The following is a 16,417-nucleotide window of genomic DNA, read 5'->3' on the forward strand; positions in this document are numbered from 1 at the left end:
GAGAGCAGACAATGTTTCTGACCCAATCCGCAATTTCTGCCCACCCGCGCCTGATGGGCCACCTGCAGCAACTGCAGGCCAACCGCAACATCTGGAATACGCAAAACGCCGCGTTGATCGAGGTCAATCGCGCCTCGATGACGCCGGAAATGCTCCAGGCCAACGCCCTGGCGGGCCTGGGCCGCGAATTCTGGCAGGAGGTTGACCGCCAGGTCATTCAGTTCCGTGACCGGGAAACCGGCATGGAGATCGTCAACGACCTGCTGGGTGTTCAGACCGTGCTGGATATCGGCAAGACGGTGAAGAGCTACAACATCGCTGGCGATATTGCCGACGACGTGAGCATCAGCATCGACGGCCAGGCCCCGTACAGCTTCGATCACACCGAGTACGACAATGACGGCGACCCTGTGCCCATTTTCACGGCTGGCTATGGCGTCAACTGGCGCCACAACGCCGGGCTGAACTCGGTCGGCATCGATATGGTGCTGGATTCCCAGCAAGCCAAGCTGCGCAAGTACTACAAGAGCATCGTCAGCTACACCCTGACCGGCTCCGAGCGCATCCGCGTGGACGGCAAGCCCGGGCAGGGCCTGAAGAACCACCGCAACACGGTCAAGATCAATCTCGGAAGCGGCGCCGGCGGCGTGAACATCGACCTGACCACCGCTACCCAGCAGCAGATCATCGACTTCTTCACCAAGGGCGCTTTTGGCCAGGCAGCTCGGGCCAACAAGGTGGATGCCTATGACGTGCTGTGGGTGTCCCCGGAGATCTACGCCAACATGGACAGCGACTATGTCAACGGCGGCGTGATCAGCGGCACGATTGGCGACCGCGTCAAGGCACGAGCGAAAGTGCGCGATATCCGCGAAACCTACGCTTTCTCGGGCAATGAGTTCCTCGCTTACCAGCGCCGCCAGGACGTTGTCTCCCCGTTGGTGGGCATGGCCACGGGCGTGGTGCCGCTGGCCCGTCTGCGCCCGCAGGACAATCACAACTTCCAGATCATGGGCGCCATGGGCATGCAGGTGAAGCGTGACGGCGACGGCAAGAGCGGCGTGCTGTACGGCGCCAACCTGGCCTAAGGAGCGAGCCATGGCGAAATATCAAGTTGTGCGCCCCTGGCACGGCGTTAAGAAAGGTGCCGTGCTGACCCTCGACCGCGTGCATCCTGCGCTGGCCGCCAACGTGATGGAGATCACGGACGACAGCCGGTTGGGTCACGTGACTGTGGATGTTTCGACCATCGCCACCGAGCAGGCCGAGCGCATCATCGCGGAAGCGAAGGAGACCATCGACACGATGGTGAGCGCCGCGCGCACCGAGGCCGATGAGATCGTGCTCGCAGCCCATGAGGAGGCGGGGCGGATTCGCGCCGGGGCGACTGCTGGCGAGGCGGGCGGCACGCTGACTCCGGCCACGCCGGACGCCACGGCTGCCAAGCGTGGCCGGCCGCCGAAGGTCGGCTCCAGCAGCGAATAACCGCCCTTGAGGCGGTTTTTCTTTGCCCGCTCGCTGGCGGGCATACGCTTCATAGCAGCCTTGAATCGGTAGCTACCGAGCCCGCAAGGGTGGGTGAGCTTTGAAAAGTCCGGGGCTGCTCCTTTCGGGGCGGCCCTTTTCTTTTCTGAGGTCGATATGAAATCTCTGACAATATGCGATACCTCGATTGGCCGGGATGACGGCGGCCGGTATAGCCTAAATGACCTACACCGGGCATCGGGCGGAGCCAAGAAGCATCAGCCCGCGATGTTTATGCGGTTGGGATCCACCAAGAACCTGATTGCAGAGATCCAGTCTACAGATATGCAGAGTGCATTCCGGACGGTGAATGGCGGTCCGATGAGAGGCACATACGTCTGCAAAGAACTGGTCTACGCCTACGCCATGTGGATCAACTCAGCGTTTGCCTTGAAGGTAATTCGGGCCTATGACGCCATGCAAACGACTGCGCATGGACTGTGGAAAGAAATGCAGGCGCTTATCGCTGAAGAAGTCTCCACACAGGTTCGCGCATCATTTGGGTCGCGCCTCATGCTCGAGCGAAAACGGGCCATGCCTGATTTCAGGCGTCGCCGAGAACAGCTTGAGGCGCGGATTCAGCCATCCCTTATTCACTGACCCGGCCAAGCGCCGGGTTTTCTTTTGGGGCACACCATGCTGACCAACGAGCAGGGCAAGCAATACCTGCAATCCCAGGGCATCGAGAATGTGCCCGACTTCATCCTGGCGGCCTGGGTCGAGCTGGTGAACAGCATCCAGCCATGTCTCGATGAGCATTATCCGGCTGGTGTCGCGCTACTGATTCAGTCGTACCTGCTGGCACTTATGGCCTACGGGCAGGGCGACAAATACATCGCCAGCCAGTCGGCCCCGTCCGGCGCCTCCCGTTCGTTCCGCTATCAAGGCTTTGCCGAGCGCTGGCGCGGCATGATGGCGTTGTTGCGTGGGCTAGATACGAAGGGCTGCGCAACTGGCCTGATTCCGCCCGATCCGACGCAAACCGCGCACGCCGGTATCTGGATCGGCAAGGGTGGCTGCCATGTGGGTGGCGGGCGATGAGCGCGACTGCTGCCTGGAGTTACACCAACGTCGCGACGATCAAACCGCGTATTGGAGAAGACAGCTGGACCGGCGAGGTGCAGTACGGCCCCGAGTACGAGATTGCCTGCACCTGGGCCGCTGAGACGACACAGGCCCGCGACGACAATGGAGCTGAATTCGTCGGCCGGCACACCATCTACACGGAGGATCTGCGGCCGCAGTTCCTGGATCTGATCAGGTTCCAGGGCTCCAGCGGCTGGGAGGAAATCCGCAGTCGCACGGAATGGGATATGAGCCCGTTTGGCGAAGCCCCAGACGTGAAACTCATCACATAGGGGGCGCAATGCCAGTCATAGGTATCGAAAGAGTTCGACGCAACTTCAGAGATGCGGTTGTGCGGATCGAGAAAGACAAAACCGAGCTGGCCGTCTTTGCTGTCCTCAGCCAAGGTGCGGCCCTGGCCCAGACAATGGCGCCGGTTGATTCGAGCACGCTGGTGAATAGTCAGTACGCGCCCCAGATTGAGCGCCGGGCCGGCCAGACTGCTGGGCAAGTAGGGTACACGGCGGCGTACGCCGCAGCCGTGCATAACGCGCCGGGCACGCTTAAAGGGTTGCCTCGCGCAAGCGGCAAGGGGCAGTACTGGGACCCGAATGCGAAGCCGGGCTTCCTTGAGGATGGGTTTGAGCAACTTAAGCCGTCCATTCCGGCAATCCTGAGGGGGATTTACCGTGTTTGATGAGTTCAAAGCCTGGGCCGAGGCAGTGCTGGGGAGCCGGTACAGCTACACGCAAGGCCAGTGGGAAGAAACAACCGCCAATCAGGCGGCTTTTTTTTGCTCGCTCCATTCGTTGGGCGGGCCCAGCCCTGACGTTGACGATCGCCGACCGCGCTATCGCGTCCTGTTGCTGGGCCCGCGGGGCCAGAGATCAGCGGCGCAGCAAACAAAGGTCGATATCCAAACTCTGGCGGAGGCCGCCGTGGCGAGCGATCTCATCCCCTGCGGCGCCGCCTCTATCCGCGCGCTTGGCGAGCCGGCCGGGCCTGGATACACAACGGAGAACCGGGCCTGGTGGTCGCTGGATCTCCAAATCACTTACTAGGAGGGCCGAATGGCTACCTGCAAATCTCAGAAGTACACGGGCCGCGTGGCGGTGTTGGAATATGCCATCGGCTGCGGTGATGCCATGCCGACCGCTGCTGAATGGAAGCGCCTTGGCGCGATGCGGGCCAAGGAGCTGACCATCGAATGGGAAACCAATGACAGCACGGCGGACGACTCGATCGGAGCGCTGCGCGAGGATATCGCCTCGTTCCAGACTCTCAGCGTGTCGGGCGACGGCACTCTGAAGGCGTCCGGCGCTGGGGCTGCCGCGCTGATCGCCTTGACCAAACACGTGGTCCGCCCTGACGCAACCGGTGGCCAGCCCGTGGCTTGGATTCGCCTGACGTTCCCTGACCTGACGTTCATCTTCTACGCCATCGTCACCAACATGAGCCGCTCCGCTCCCTATGATGATGTGGCGACGTACTCGTTCGAAGCCAGCGCCACCGCCAGCGATTTCGGGTTGATCGTAGAAGACACTCCCGATCCCGACGCGGAAGACGTGGCCAGCGTCACCGTCACCCCGGCAACCGGCGCCATCCCCGTTGGTGGCACTGTGGCACTGTCTACGGTCGTGGCGCCGGCCGGCGCGCCGCAAGGGATCGTTTACCAGTCGTCGGATACGTCGATCGCTACGGTCACGCAAGCAGGGCTCGTAACCGGCGTGGGCGAGGGCGTGGCCGAGATCACGGTCCGCAGCCTGGCCGACGGCACGAAATCCGATATTGCGGAAATCACCATCACGGCCTGACCATGATCCTGACCGATATCGGCGAGGTCGGGGTGCACGCGGGGGAGCGGACGCACGTGTTGCGCCCGTCTCTCTACGCAATGAGCCGCCTGGGAGAGCCTGCGGAGATTGTGGCGTTGTTCGTGTCGGTCATGGGCGAGGCTCCAGCCATGGCAGACGCTCTGGCCGTGCTCTATGCCTGCTCGGAAGATGACCTCTCCCCCATGTTCGGTGCCATGGAGATCCAGTGCGATCGAGTGGTCTATGTCCCCGGGCTTGCAGATCCTGCGCAGATTATCCCGATCGCTCGCTGTCTGCTGCGGCACGGCGTGACCGGAGCGCTAGATCCCTTGCCGCGCGCCGCCGACGAGGAGCCCGAGTACGTACAGGAGTTCGATGCTCGAGCTCATGTGGCGCTCGCAATGGCCCATCTCGGAATCCGAGAGCGCGATGCCTGGCAGATGACCATGACCAGTCTGGTTGGCGCGTTGCGAGCCAAGTTCCCGCAGCAGGCCCCTGGCGCCAGCGCCCCAAGTATCGAAGAAACAGAAGCCGCGCTGGAGTGGCATGACCGCGTGCTGGCTAAGAAGTCACAGTGAGACGAAGGGTAAAAAATGTCTGAGAACGTCGGCACTATCTATTACACGGTCGAGGCCGACACGGCCAAGCTGCTGGACAGCATTAAACCGGCAGACTCAAGCCTGGACAGCCTAGGCAAGACCTTTGGTCGAACCGACAAAGCCGCGAATGCCGCCGAGTTCCAGCTGACCAAGACGGCTGCGGCCGTCAAAAGCCTGGGCCGCGAGTCTTCCGGCGCCAGCTCGGCGCTGGGCGGTCTGGGCAAGGTGCTGGGTGGTCTGCTGACGCTGCAGGGCGTCAATAGCCTCATCCAGATGGCAGACGGTTATAACGCCATGGCAGAACGAGTGCGCATGGCTACCGCCTCCCATGAAGAGTACGAGATGGTGCAGCAGCGCCTTTTGGCGACTGCAAACACCACCTACCGCGCGATGTCTGAGGCCCAGGAGGTCTATATCCAGACCGCCGACAGCATCCGCGCAATGGGGTACAGCACCTCGCAAGCCCTGGATATCACAGATAGCCTCAGCTATTCATTCGTCAAGAACGCCACCGCGGCAGATCGCGCCCAATCCACCATCCGAGCCTATGACCTTGCCCTTAACAAGGGCAAGGTCGACGCCATCGGCTGGCTGACCATTGTGGGGGCCATCCCGACTGTCGTCGGTGACATTGCCACGGCGATGGGGAAGACCGAGGCTGAAATTCGAAAGATGGGCGCTAGCGGGGAGATATCGGCCCGGATGCTCAACGAGGGCCTGCTGCGGTCTGTTGGCGCAAACAAGGCTGCAGCCGAAGGCATGGCCACTACCGTGGCCGATGCCTTTACCAAACTCCGCAATAACCTGGCCGCATATGTTGGTGAGGCTAATCAGGCGACCGGCGCCACAGGCATTCTTTCCTCTGCGATTGAAGGGGTAGCGGAGAACATAGACCTGATCGCAAAGGGGCTGATGGCTGCAGGGGCTGGAGCACTGGCTTTGTACATTGCCCGCGCTGGGCAGGCGGCGCTGTCGAGCGTTGCAGCCAGTGCGGCGGCAAGGAAGGCCGCCTCTGCTGCTCTGGTTGAGGCCCAGGCCCGCGTCAGCGCCACTCAGGCCGCCTTGGCCCAAGCGCAAGCAAATGCGGCCCTGGGTGGTTCCTACACCCACCTCACTGCAGCACAGGCCGCGAATGCGGCCGCCACCGCAGCATTGACCACGGCTCAGCGGGCGGCGGCTACTGCCAGCGCAGGCTTGCTGAGTGTCTTGGGCGGGCCCGCAGGGATCATCGGTATGGTGGCCTCGGTGGCTGCCGGCATGTACCTGTTCAGCGACAGCTCCGATCAAGCGACAGCCAGCCTCGAAGGAATGGATGGCACGCTGGGCTCTGTCAAGGAAAAAATGAAGGAGCTTGGCGAAGCGCAGCGCCAAGTCATGATGGATAAAGCTGAGTCCAGCCTGGCCGACGAGTTGAAGAAGCTCGACAAGGCATTTGATAAATTGGCGCGCGGATCGCTTGCCGATGGAACCAGGGCAGTAGCCGCATGGAGAGCGGCCAATTCGAACGCCATCGAGGAATTGATCGGCCAAGCCAAACGGGGGGAAATCTCTTACAAAGACCTCGACGCCTCGCTGCTGGGTATGGTGCGCACCTACGCCCAGGCGAATGGACGATCCGAAGAGTGGGTCAGCCAGATGACGGGCATGATCGCCACAACAGCGCAGGCCGCTCGTGGCACAGAAGAGGCCCGAGCAAAAGCGGATAAGTTGCGGCAGGCGCACGACGAGCTTGCCGCTGCATCGCGCAATGCAGCGGCAGCCCAGGGAGAGCTCAATGACGCCTTCGACAACACCGACGCGCAAGCCTATCTGAACAAACTCAGGGAGCGGCAGGCTGCCATTGAGGACGGCAACAGCGCTGTGAAACAAGCTGAGCGGTTCATCAAATCGCTTACCACTGCGTCTCCCGAAATGATCTCTCAGATCCGGGCGCAAGCTCAGGCGACGGACGCTGCTCAGGCTGCGCAAGCGCGCCTCAAGGGCGGGGTGTCCGCTGCCTCCAAAGCCGTATCCGAGCAGAAGTCGGCCGCAGCAGAGAACATCAAGGCGATTGACAAGCTGGCTGAATCACTGATGTACGCGGGCCTCGAGGGTGAGGCTCTGGCCGTCGCGCAAGCCAAAAGTAGCCTAAACCAGTACGCCACGCCTGAGCAGATCGCGGCGGTCGAGGGGCTGGCCAAGGCCATGCACCAAGCTGCCGAGGCCAAAGCGAATCTTGAGGCCCTTAAGCAGGTTGACCCTTTTGCGGGTGAGAAGGCCCGTTTTGACTCTGAGTTGGCTCAGTTGCGCAAGCTCAACCAAGCCAAGGCAATCGAGGATCAACGATATCTTGACCTGAAGGCGCAGGCAGAGCGGAAACACGGGGACGCAATGTTCGCGTTGCAAGAGGAGAATTTCCGCGCGCAGTCGACGTGGAACAACTCGCTCATGTCGAGTCTTGATGCGATGGGGGCAGCAGGTGCGCAAGTCATATCCGGGCTGGCTGTTGGGATGACCTCGGGGGCGCAAGCTGCTCAGATGCTTGGACAGGCAGTCTTAAACGAAGTGGTGAGCTCCTACGTGAAGCTAGGCATCGCTCAGGTCAAGGCTTGGGTGATGGGCAAGGCTGCTCAGGCATCCGCAGCAGCTGGATATGTGGCATCAGTCAGCGGGCAGGTTGCAGCAAATACGGCGCTGGCGGCGCAGGCGGCTTTCGCTTCGACTGCCGCCATTCCGATCGTTGGGCCGGCAATGGCACCTAGCGTTGCGGCCGCATCCGGCGCGGCAGCTGCTTCCTTGGGCGCTCCTGCCGTTGCCGCCGCTTCCGCTACTTTGGCCGGCGGCCGTCAGTACGGCGGCCCAGTCGGGGCCGGCAAGATGTATCGCATCAACGAAACCGGCAAGCCCGAGATCCTCAATACCGCCAGTGGGAAGCAGTACTTGCTTCCCAACACCCGTGGCGAGGTTGTGAGCAACAAGGATGCAACTCGGGCTGGGCCAGCTTCTGCCGGGGGCGTTGTCGTCCAGCTTTTCGAGAATCCTGATCGTGGCGGCCAGGTAGAGAGCTATCGCGGTGCGGATGGTGAGGAGGTCATTGCGCTGTTCGTTGCAGACATCCGCGGAGGCGGTCGGGCATCTCAAGCGATTGAGGGCACTTATGGTCTGACCAGGAGGGGCATGTGATCGAGACGGATATCTACTACCCGGAGGGGCTGCCCCATCCCTTGCGAGAAGGGAAAACCACTCGGCACGTCCAGCCATTCCGTCGCACGACCATGGCGGATGGGCGTGCAAGGCAGCGGCGGGTTTTCACGAGCGTCCCAAGCATCGGCAGCTATCGCTTCATCTTTGATGATGCGCAGGCCGCTGCGTTTGAGGTCTGGTTCAAAGTTGCACTGCAGGACGGTGCGGCGTGGTTCAACATGCCGCGCCGCACCCCTTTGGGCCAATCTGTCCTGGTCTGCCGCTTCACAGGCATGTACCAGGGGCCGGATGAGCATGGGCTCAACCGCTGGGCTGTCTCTGCGGAAATGGAGGCCTGGGAGCGTCCGTTGCTGCCTGATGAGTGGGGCTTGCTGCCGGGCTTTGCGGCGCAAGCCGACATCTTCGACATCGCGATGAATCACCATTGGCCGGAGGCGAAATGACGATCCTTGCTGTCGTTTATGCCAGCGCGCCTGATGACGAGGTGATCATCCCGTCCCTGGAGATTTCCGTTCCAGGGCTGGCCCCCATTCGGATCTGCGCTGGCTTTGAGGATCTCGAACTTGGGGTCGATGGGCAGCTTCACCTCTTCGAGGCTGGCTCACTCCAAGTGGCGCTGCCGGCGAGCAACGCAACGGGCCAGCAGACTCTTACGTTCGGCGTGGCCAATGTGAACGGCGTGGCCCAGCGCTACGCCGATGCGGCGCTCGAGGCTGGCGAACGGGTAGCGCTCATCTATCGGGAATACCTTGCAAGCGACAAGTCGGCGCCCGCCCGCCGGCCGCTTGTGATGACCATGACGGGCGGGCAGTTCTCCAATGGCGAGGCGCAATTCGAGGCGGGCTACTACGACCTGCTGAATGCGGCCTGGCCGCGGCAGCGCTACACGGTCGAAAACGCTCCAGGGCTCAAGTACATGCGATGAACCGATACCTGCAAACACACTACGTGAAAGGAGGGCGCGGGCCGCTGGAGTTGGATTGCTATGGCCTTGTCCGGCTGGCGCGCACGGAGCTTTACGGGAAGCCGCTGCTGCCCCTGTGCGCCGAGGCCAGGCCGGGGGACCTCCGGGCGATCACCCGCGCGGTCGAAAACGTGGCAGTCCTGGAGGGCATGCATCCAGTCGCGCCGGCACCGGGGGCTATTGCCACCGCCTGGCGCGCATCGCTTTGCGTGCACGTCGGGATTGTGGTCGAGGCAGACGGGCGGCTTTGGATCCTTGAGACGGATGAGCCGACTGGCCCGTGCCTGACGCGAATGGCTGATTTTGAGCGGCGATATACAAAGGTGATGTTCTATGACGATCAAGGTCTACCCGAGCCTGCTTCCCGGCTTGCCGATTGAGGAGCATGCCGCCGAGGGAGTGACGCTGGGCGAGTGGCTGAGCTCGAAAGGGATCGACTATCTAGCGCACGAGATCCAGCCCGTGGAGGTATGGCGGAACGGGCAGCGGCTGGCGGCCGAGGACTGGAGCTCTGTGGTTATTCGTCAAGCTGACGACGTGCAGATCCGCCTGATACCCAACGGCGGGGTTTTCAAAGCGCTCGGCTCGATCATCGGCAAGGTGTTCAATCTGGCGTTCGGGTGGCTGATGCCCAAGAGCCGCAGCCAGTCGCACCGATCCCCAGAGCAAGGCAGCCGGCTGGAGAACAGCCAAGCCACGGCCAACTCAGCAAAGCTGGGCGAGGTCGTGCCTGAGTTAGCGGGCCGCTTCCGGAGATTCCCTGACTACCTGACCCCGCCGCGGCGGCGCTTTGTTGGACGCCGCGAGCAATGGCTGGAGTTTCTCTGTTGCGTCGGCCCAGGGCGCTACCAGATCGACCCTGCCGACGTGAAGATCGGGAACACGTCGTTCTCCGCGCTGGGTGATGATGCGCAGTACGAGATATTGGAGCCTGGCGAGCTTGTGGCGGGGCGCCCTGGCCATGAGCACTGGTATACCGCTGATGAAGTTGGCGGGACCTCATCGGGCACGGCGGGCCTGGAGTTGAGCGCTGAATTCTCTTCGGAGGTCAACCCTGACGCTACCAGCTATGACGTTGACGGAGCGCTCCTGACGATGCACGGCGCCACCGTTCCCGCTGGTTGGGGCGCTGGCACGATGATGGCAATCGCCGTCTATATGAACTATGAGGTGTCGCGGGACGTGTTCAGCACGTTCCCAGAAACCACCTATATCAACCGTTTCACTGGCAATTTCCGCGAACTCTCTCCCGGATATGGCATGACTGTCGATGTCGGCTATGGGGGCGAGATCATCACGGCCAAGATTCGTGATTATTCGGTCGACCAGGATGGTGTGGGCTGGGTCACGCTGGTGCTCGATGACGGGGTTCCGTTCAATGCCCTGGAACCTGGGACGCATTCTATGCGCTTCTTTATTCGCAATCGGCGCTACCGGGCTATCGCCTTTCCTGCTGAAAATCAGGTCGAGGTCGTAGCGAATGAGGGCGATATAGATGTGGTCGGCTGGCGCGGGTTCGCTCCGTACCAGGGTGGAGTGTCGGTGTCGGTAGATTCCGCAACCATCTATGGCGACTGGTCGGGGACGTTCCTGGCATGCCCGCCGGGGGAGCTCACCGATGCAATGGAGGCAGACTTCTTCTTTCCGGGCGGGCTTGGCTACGTTGCAGACAATGGCAGGCTGCGTGACTGGTCGGTTCGGGTAGAAATCCAGTACCGAGATGCTCGCGCTGGCGGCGCGTTCTCGTCCCAGCTGCTTATATATAGTGACGCAACGCTTGATCAGATCGGTTTCACTGAGCGGATCGACTTCGGCGGGATGATCCGCCCCGAGGTCAGGGTACGTCGGCGCGGGGCTCAGGACACGTCTACTCAGGTCAATGACAAGATCCAGTGGTATGGGCTGCGCACCCGGCTGAGCACCCGGGATGAGTATCCGGATTGGACAACCATGTCGGTCCGAATTCGAAGCGGCGGCCGGCTCGGCGCTCAATCTGAGAATCAGGTCAACGTGGTGGCCACCCGGGTTCTCCCCCGGCTTCAGTCTGACGGCGCCTGGTCGCCGCCGCAGCCAACGCGTGACATATCCGCATTTGTCCGCCACATCGCAGCAAGCATCGGCTACACGGATGCAAATCTGGATATGGACGAGTTGCGGCGGCTGCATGCAGTCTGGGCTGCGCGCGGCGAGGCATTCGATCACGTCTATGACGCGACGACGGTCAAGGACGCGCTTAACCTCACACTGGGCGCAGGCATGTCCGAGTTCACCGTGCACGATGGCCTGATCTTGCCCGTTCGGGATGGGTTGCGGGCGCAATTCGAGCAATCCTACTCGCCCCACAACATGACGGGGCCACTCGTCCGGGCGTTCAGGGCCCCTCGCGTAGACGACTTCGACGGGGTTGAAGTCGAGTACACCGATGGCGAGACATGGGCCCAGGAAACGGTCAAGTGCCTGCTGCCTGGGGATCAGGGCTTCAAGCTGGACAAGATCCAGCTGCGTGGCGTGACAGACCGCACCAGGGCCTGGCGCGTCGGAATGCGACGTCGGCGCGAGCTGCGATACAGGCGCTGGGACTATTCGTTCCCCACAGAGATGGATGCGCTCAACAGCCGGTATCTCAGCTATGTGCCATTGATCGGGGATGATCCTGGCTACGGGGCGTCAGCGATTCTCAAGCATATCGAGCCGGCTGGGGGCTCGGCGCTGCTTCACGTGAGCGAGCCGGTCAACTGGGAGCCAGACGCTCAGTATGTGGTGGCATACCGACGCCCAGACGGAACGCTCGCCGGCCCGTTCTCGGCGCGGCCAGGCGATGACGAGTACGTCATCCTCGCCGATATTCCCCAGCCCTGGCCGGCGGTGACGCTCAAGCAAGATCCCCCGCATGTCTATTTCGGCACAGTTGAGCGCTGGTGTTTCCCAGCCCTGATAACCGGGATACGTCCTAGCGGCATGGAGTCGGCCCAGGTCGAAGCGGAAAACTACGACCCCCGCGTCTACGCCTCAGACGACGAGCAGCCCTCAGGCTGACCCTTTCACGATTCAACACAGCCCCTTTCGAGGGGCGTTTTTTTATGGGCGACAGAATGGCCAAATACAACACTGGGAATCCCATGGGGAGCAAGTCCCCGAAGGATCTTTCGGACAACGCCCAGAACCTGGACGACGCGGTCAATGATCTGGGCAAAGACACGTGGCTTGATCGTTTCGGGAAAACTCGGGTCACCCTGAGCGGGTACGGCCGAATGTTCTCGTTGTTCATAGCTCAATCTGTAGCGCGCTTTCAGCAGTTCATGACCAATGCCGCCAGTCGATTTGAGCAATTTCTGATCAGCTCTGGTTATCAGGACCTCGGCGACTACCGGCCTGGCCTGAAGATCACAGAGCGGAACCAGATTTTCTGGAAAGATGGCGAGCTGTACCGCGCTGGCGCCAGATTGGGCTTGCCATATACCACTACGGGAGATTGGGCTGATGAAAGTTCCGACTTCGTCTCAATTGGGGACGCAGCTTTGCGCCAGGAATTGGGCACGGCAGGTCCAGGAGTGGCTGGAGCTGCCATCGTCGCATTTGAAAGTGACGTAGCAGGAGCCGTACCGCGGACGGTTGAAGAGAAGCTGTTCGAAGTTCCCACAAGCGCAGACGACATTGGAGCTGCCGGTGACGGAGTTTCTGATGACACAGTGTTTTTCGCTGCGCTGGAAGCGGGTACCAGCGGTCAGCCCATCAATCTCCTCGGGCGGACGTTTGCGGTGTCAGCGCTGCCTAACGGCAACGACTATTTCAATGGTGCCTTTGTCGTTGCCGGCCAATACATGCCCCAACACAATCTTCCCCAAGCTCACCCCTGGGCTAATCCTGCACCGCACTTCAAAGCGATCAGTGCCGGCTATGACGCAGTTCGTGGCTTGAACGCGGCCTTCCTGCCCTTACCGTCAACTGCGCCCATTGCATACCGGAGCCAAGCCCTGCTGATTTGGCGTGAAGGAAGATATCACACGTTTGAAACGACTTCATCTATCAAGATGGCCCGCACTTACGATGCCGGGTCCACTCTTTTCGACGAAAAGGTGATCTTTAAAGATGCAGCAGGACTGGATGCGCGGAACATGAACTTCGCCTTTATGGGTGGAACGCGCATCGGTGTATTTGCGGGGCGGTACAGCGCTAGTGCACCGACTTCCCAATACGCGCCCGTGTTTCTATATTCGGATGACTTCGGGGCCAACTGGAGCTCGGTTGTTCTGACCCTTCCTAGCGGAGCGCTAGGGGGCTCGCCATGTTCGCCGTCGGCTGACGGCGGCGTCATTCATCGCTACCCCGCTTCTGTGGGCGGGCACGACACGGATGGATGGATCACCTATGTCTATGGTCAGACGGGAAACAACACAGCTACCGGGTACTTCGTCACGTTGGACAATGGTCTCACGTGGACTTTCGGGGCAATATTCAGCCACATGGGGCCGGAGCGCTTGACGGAAACCTCCGTCTGCCGTGTGGGCGCCGAGAACAAATGGCTGATGGTGATACGCGACAATCGTGTGGCGACTGCGCCAGCGTACCTTGTTAGCAAGTCGACCAATATGGTCGATTGGGAGCCATGGGTAGCGAGTGCAAGTGCAGCGGGCCGCAACCCGCCGGCGTTGATCTACGACCGCGGGTCGTTTTATCTCTTTGCCCCATCACGCCAGGCGCGCGAGATTTTGATGGACCGCGGGAGCCAACTGCTCTACATGAAGGTCAACGCGCGCGCGGCGTTTGAGGATCCCGTGGGAATCTGGAACACGCCCTGGCGGGACCTTGGGGCTATGACGTACTGGCCCACTGGACCGCTGTTCATGCATCGCGATGAGCGCGGCCGTTGGTTCGGTCTATTTCAGACTGGTGAAACGGGCCAGGCGGGCGCGGACCAGGACAGCCTTCAGATGGTTCTGATCTCGAACAGCCCCACTGTGACTGCCGACGCAAAGGAAGTTGTCCGGCTGATCCCGAAGCGAAACATCTTCGTAAACGGAGACTTCCAGATTTGGAACGAAGGAACGACCCGAGAATCTGCGGCTGGTCGCGTATTTGGCCCGGAGCGCTGGAGCCTTGGTCGCACGAGCTCCCCTTCGACGGGAGCATCTATATCCAGGGTGGATGGCGTTAAACGCCAGTTCGCAACCCGACTGCAACGTATCGCAGGAGATACGAACTCCGCCGGCGCCGTGAACTTCGGCTACACCTTCGAGTTGGGCGAGACATCTGAGATCGCGGGCAAGGCGATTACCGTTGGCTTTGATATCCGCCGAAGCCCCAACATGGACTCCCATATTTTCTTGAGGTTCAGCTACTCAACCAGCTCCAGTGAGCAGGCCGTAACAGCACTTAATGGAACTTTCACCGTTGGCAACGTTACGGCGTCGGACCTGGCTGTTCCAGTTGACCCCTTCACTCGCCACGCGGTATTCCGATACGACATACCGCTGGACGCTAAGCAGGTTCGGTTCTCGGTTCTGATGACTGGTGGGGCTGCTGTTGCCGGCGCAGACCACTGGGTCGATATAGAGGGCTTCTATGGTGTTCTGGGGCAAGTGGATAGTCAGCCCCTGCCGCGTTCGATTGCCGAGGATTCTATTTTGTGCGCTAGGCACTGCAATAAGACCTATGGGCCCGCCGACATACCGGGCGCTGTCACAGACGCTGGAGCCCTGCAGGAGCGGTCTCGTGGCGCTGAAAGTTCGGCAGCGGTGAACATGGTCTGGAGATTCCCCATTCCCATGCGGGCTACTCCGACTGTGACGGTTTTTTCTACCACGGGTGCCAGTGGGAATCTGCGCAATGTGACGGGTGGCGGTGACGTGCCTGCGATTGCTGATGCTGTCGGCCAAAGTGGCGCAACGATCATCAACAATGCTGCTGTGACCAGCGGCGCAATCTGTCGGGCGCATGCCCTAGCAACAGCGAGGCTTTGAAATGTACATGACTCTAAGCACAGGTGCAGTCTGCCGGCTCAGTGACAACGCGGTTATCCCCGCCGACCCACTCAATGGAGATTACGCGGAGTTTCTTGCGTGGGCGGGCCTGGGGAACATGCCCGCCAAACGCCTAGGGGATACGAATGCCGCACTTATCGCAGCTATTGAGATGAGACTGACCGAAATTGATCAGTTGAGCGTCCGCCCGCTTCGCGCAATAGTGGCCGGAGCGGCACAGCAAGAAGACCGCTCCCTACTTGCTGAATTGAATGCCAAAGCGGCAAGCCTTCGAGCGGAGGTGGAGAGTCTTACGTCGGAGATTTCCGAATGATGTTGATAACCGACCCACTCAGAGTGGAGGGGAGTTTTGCCGCAATAGACGCCTGAAACCACGACATGAATTTTTTGACGTCTGGATTGTTGATGTTCTCTACGAGCTGGGCGTCGTACTCGGCAATCGGCTCAATAAAGGTGGCAAAAAGGGGATTGCGATGAAAAAAAGCAGAAGCGTAGCGGTCAATGACTTGCATCCCGTTCTTCGCGCAGAACTCCTCTAGCTCGATCCTAGAGAAGTGTGCCAAAGTCCCAAAGACCTTGGCCCTAACCTCGTCAGCAGGCAGGCTCAGGAGGGCAGCCGCGGTATCGATGGCTTCGCTGCTGAATGAATCGAAAATGATGTGGCCGCCATCGGCGACGTAGTCAGAGATGCGCTTCAAGAAGGCGCCGAAGTCAGGGTAGTGGGAAAACACGTTCCGGCAGGTAACCGCGTCGAATTTTTCGTCCGGGGGCCGCATCTCAAAGATGTCGCCAAATATCAGTCTGATATCCCTGCCGGCAGCATTCTCCTTAAAGACCTCAAGCATCCCATTGGAGACGTCTAGACCAGTCGTTTGGTAGCCCGCGTCGTGCAGAGATATCGTCAGATAGCCAGTTCCACAGCCTACATCTAAAACGCGGCCCGAAGGTAGCAGGGGCCGAAGCGCATCGATCATGACATCGCGAACATGCGCGCCTGTTGGCATCGTCTTGTAGATGTTGTCTATTCGGCGAGCCTTAGCGACGGGATATGCACTCCAGTGCTGCGTCCTTGCTTTGCGTGCGTTTTCTTGGGAAGTGGCGTCCATCTTGATCCAGAATTTTTGGAGTGAAGGAGGATTGATTGTATTGCAGCGACCTTAATTATCTGCACAGATGCGTTGATTAGTAACTGACGACCCCGCTCCGGCGGGCTTTTTTTCGTCTATCGGGAGGGCAGCAATGCAAACCCATCAAAGGAGCAAGTGTATGGAACCGAGTACCACGGGG

General features: G+C 60.6%; 16 protein-coding genes. 15 read left to right on the forward strand and 1 reads right to left on the reverse strand.

The annotated features are described in order from the left end of the window. Positions 1 to 11: 11 nt before the first annotated feature. From A7V84_RS19040 to A7V84_RS19110, 15 genes are all read left to right on the forward strand, one after another. On the forward strand, positions 12 to 1,088 hold the full coding sequence (locus A7V84_RS19040) for a major capsid protein (RefSeq protein ID WP_063492416.1): 1,077 nt from the start codon (positions 12 to 14) through the stop codon (positions 1,086 to 1,088). 10 nt (positions 1,089 to 1,098) lie between these two features. After that, a complete protein-coding gene (locus tag A7V84_RS21545) occupies positions 1,099 to 1,485 on the forward strand; it encodes a hypothetical protein (RefSeq protein ID WP_063492415.1) in 387 nt (128 codons plus the stop codon). 156 nt (positions 1,486 to 1,641) lie between these two features. Next, positions 1,642 to 2,124 carry a KilA-N domain-containing protein gene (locus A7V84_RS19050; RefSeq protein ID WP_063492647.1) on the forward strand — a complete coding sequence of 161 codons (483 nt, stop codon included), beginning with the start codon at positions 1,642 to 1,644 and terminating at the stop codon, positions 2,122 to 2,124. Positions 2,125 to 2,160: 36 nt separating this feature from the next. After that, on the forward strand, positions 2,161 to 2,565 hold the full coding sequence (locus A7V84_RS19055; RefSeq protein ID WP_063492414.1) for a DUF7370 family protein: 405 nt from the start codon (positions 2,161 to 2,163) through the stop codon (positions 2,563 to 2,565). Then, positions 2,562 to 2,882, forward strand: coding sequence for a hypothetical protein (locus A7V84_RS19060; protein ID WP_063492413.1), 321 nt, complete (start codon positions 2,562 to 2,564; stop codon positions 2,880 to 2,882). Before A7V84_RS19055 ends, A7V84_RS19060 begins: the two co-directional genes overlap by 4 nt. Positions 2,883 to 2,941: 59 nt before the next feature. Continuing rightward, positions 2,942 to 3,286 carry a hypothetical protein gene (locus A7V84_RS19065; RefSeq protein WP_197669218.1) on the forward strand — a complete coding sequence of 115 codons (345 nt, stop codon included), beginning with the start codon at positions 2,942 to 2,944 and terminating at the stop codon, positions 3,284 to 3,286. After that, on the forward strand, positions 3,279 to 3,650 hold the full coding sequence (locus tag A7V84_RS19070; RefSeq protein WP_063492411.1) for a phage tail termination protein: 372 nt from the start codon (positions 3,279 to 3,281) through the stop codon (positions 3,648 to 3,650). The genes A7V84_RS19065 and A7V84_RS19070 overlap by 8 nt, the downstream gene beginning before the upstream one ends. A 9-nt stretch (positions 3,651 to 3,659) precedes the next feature. After that, positions 3,660 to 4,403, forward strand: coding sequence for a phage tail protein (locus A7V84_RS19075; RefSeq protein ID WP_063492410.1), 744 nt, complete (start codon positions 3,660 to 3,662; stop codon positions 4,401 to 4,403). A gap of 2 nt (positions 4,404 to 4,405) precedes the next feature. Then, the gene (locus A7V84_RS19080) at positions 4,406 to 4,981 is read left to right on the forward strand and encodes a DUF6246 family protein (RefSeq protein WP_063492409.1); all 576 of its coding nucleotides are present in this window, start codon (positions 4,406 to 4,408) and stop codon (positions 4,979 to 4,981) included. 15 nt (positions 4,982 to 4,996) lie between these two features. Beyond that, positions 4,997 to 8,164 carry a tape measure protein gene (locus A7V84_RS19085; RefSeq protein ID WP_063492408.1) on the forward strand — a complete coding sequence of 1,056 codons (3,168 nt, stop codon included), beginning with the start codon at positions 4,997 to 4,999 and terminating at the stop codon, positions 8,162 to 8,164. Continuing rightward, positions 8,161 to 8,628 carry a hypothetical protein gene (locus A7V84_RS19090; RefSeq protein WP_063492407.1) on the forward strand — a complete coding sequence of 156 codons (468 nt, stop codon included), beginning with the start codon at positions 8,161 to 8,163 and terminating at the stop codon, positions 8,626 to 8,628. Before A7V84_RS19085 ends, A7V84_RS19090 begins: the two co-directional genes overlap by 4 nt. Further along, complete coding sequence (locus A7V84_RS19095; protein WP_063492406.1) at positions 8,625 to 9,110, forward strand: DUF1833 family protein; 486 nt, start codon at positions 8,625 to 8,627, stop codon at positions 9,108 to 9,110. Before A7V84_RS19090 ends, A7V84_RS19095 begins: the two co-directional genes overlap by 4 nt. Beyond that, positions 9,107 to 9,529, forward strand: coding sequence for an NlpC/P60 family protein (locus tag A7V84_RS19100; protein ID WP_063492405.1), 423 nt, complete (start codon positions 9,107 to 9,109; stop codon positions 9,527 to 9,529). Before A7V84_RS19095 ends, A7V84_RS19100 begins: the two co-directional genes overlap by 4 nt. Beyond that, positions 9,483 to 12,185, forward strand: a complete 2,703-nt coding sequence (locus A7V84_RS19105; RefSeq protein WP_063492404.1) for a host specificity factor TipJ family phage tail protein — start codon at positions 9,483 to 9,485, stop codon at positions 12,183 to 12,185. The genes A7V84_RS19100 and A7V84_RS19105 overlap by 47 nt, the downstream gene beginning before the upstream one ends. A 56-nt stretch (positions 12,186 to 12,241) precedes the next feature. After that, positions 12,242 to 15,109 carry a hypothetical protein gene (locus A7V84_RS19110; protein WP_127070851.1) on the forward strand — a complete coding sequence of 956 codons (2,868 nt, stop codon included), beginning with the start codon at positions 12,242 to 12,244 and terminating at the stop codon, positions 15,107 to 15,109. 311 nt (positions 15,110 to 15,420) lie between these two features. Here A7V84_RS19110 and A7V84_RS19115 read toward each other — a convergent pair whose 3' ends face one another. Beyond that, on the reverse strand, positions 15,421 to 16,236 hold the full coding sequence (locus A7V84_RS19115; protein WP_082833043.1) for a class I SAM-dependent methyltransferase: 816 nt from the start codon (positions 16,234 to 16,236) through the stop codon (positions 15,421 to 15,423). Between the last annotated feature and the right edge of the window lie 181 nt (positions 16,237 to 16,417).

This window comes from Bordetella trematum (assembly GCF_900078335.1).
In the GTDB taxonomy this organism is placed as follows: domain Bacteria; phylum Pseudomonadota; class Gammaproteobacteria; order Burkholderiales; family Burkholderiaceae_B; genus Bordetella; species Bordetella trematum.

Excerpts from the sequence above, each read along its gene's own strand:
- A7V84_RS19040 (WP_063492416.1), top strand. The coding sequence starts at position 12 with ATGTTTCTGACCCAATCCGCAATTTCTGCCCACCCGCGCCTGATGGGC.
- A7V84_RS21545 (WP_063492415.1), top strand. The coding sequence starts at position 1,099 with ATGGCGAAATATCAAGTTGTGCGCCCCTGGCACGGCGTTAAGAAAGGT.
- A7V84_RS19050 (WP_063492647.1), top strand. The coding sequence starts at position 1,642 with ATGAAATCTCTGACAATATGCGATACCTCGATTGGCCGGGATGACGGC.
- A7V84_RS19055 (WP_063492414.1), top strand. The coding sequence starts at position 2,161 with ATGCTGACCAACGAGCAGGGCAAGCAATACCTGCAATCCCAGGGCATC.
- A7V84_RS19060 (WP_063492413.1), top strand. The coding sequence starts at position 2,562 with ATGAGCGCGACTGCTGCCTGGAGTTACACCAACGTCGCGACGATCAAA.
- A7V84_RS19075 (WP_063492410.1), top strand. The coding sequence starts at position 3,660 with ATGGCTACCTGCAAATCTCAGAAGTACACGGGCCGCGTGGCGGTGTTG.
- A7V84_RS19080 (WP_063492409.1), top strand. The coding sequence starts at position 4,406 with ATGATCCTGACCGATATCGGCGAGGTCGGGGTGCACGCGGGGGAGCGG.
- A7V84_RS19085 (WP_063492408.1), top strand. The coding sequence starts at position 4,997 with ATGTCTGAGAACGTCGGCACTATCTATTACACGGTCGAGGCCGACACG.
- A7V84_RS19095 (WP_063492406.1), top strand. The coding sequence starts at position 8,625 with ATGACGATCCTTGCTGTCGTTTATGCCAGCGCGCCTGATGACGAGGTG.
- A7V84_RS19100 (WP_063492405.1), top strand. The coding sequence starts at position 9,107 with ATGAACCGATACCTGCAAACACACTACGTGAAAGGAGGGCGCGGGCCG.
- A7V84_RS19105 (WP_063492404.1), top strand. The coding sequence starts at position 9,483 with ATGACGATCAAGGTCTACCCGAGCCTGCTTCCCGGCTTGCCGATTGAG.
- A7V84_RS19110 (WP_127070851.1), top strand. The coding sequence starts at position 12,242 with ATGGCCAAATACAACACTGGGAATCCCATGGGGAGCAAGTCCCCGAAG.
- A7V84_RS19115 (WP_082833043.1), bottom strand. The coding sequence starts at position 16,236 with ATGGACGCCACTTCCCAAGAAAACGCACGCAAAGCAAGGACGCAGCAC.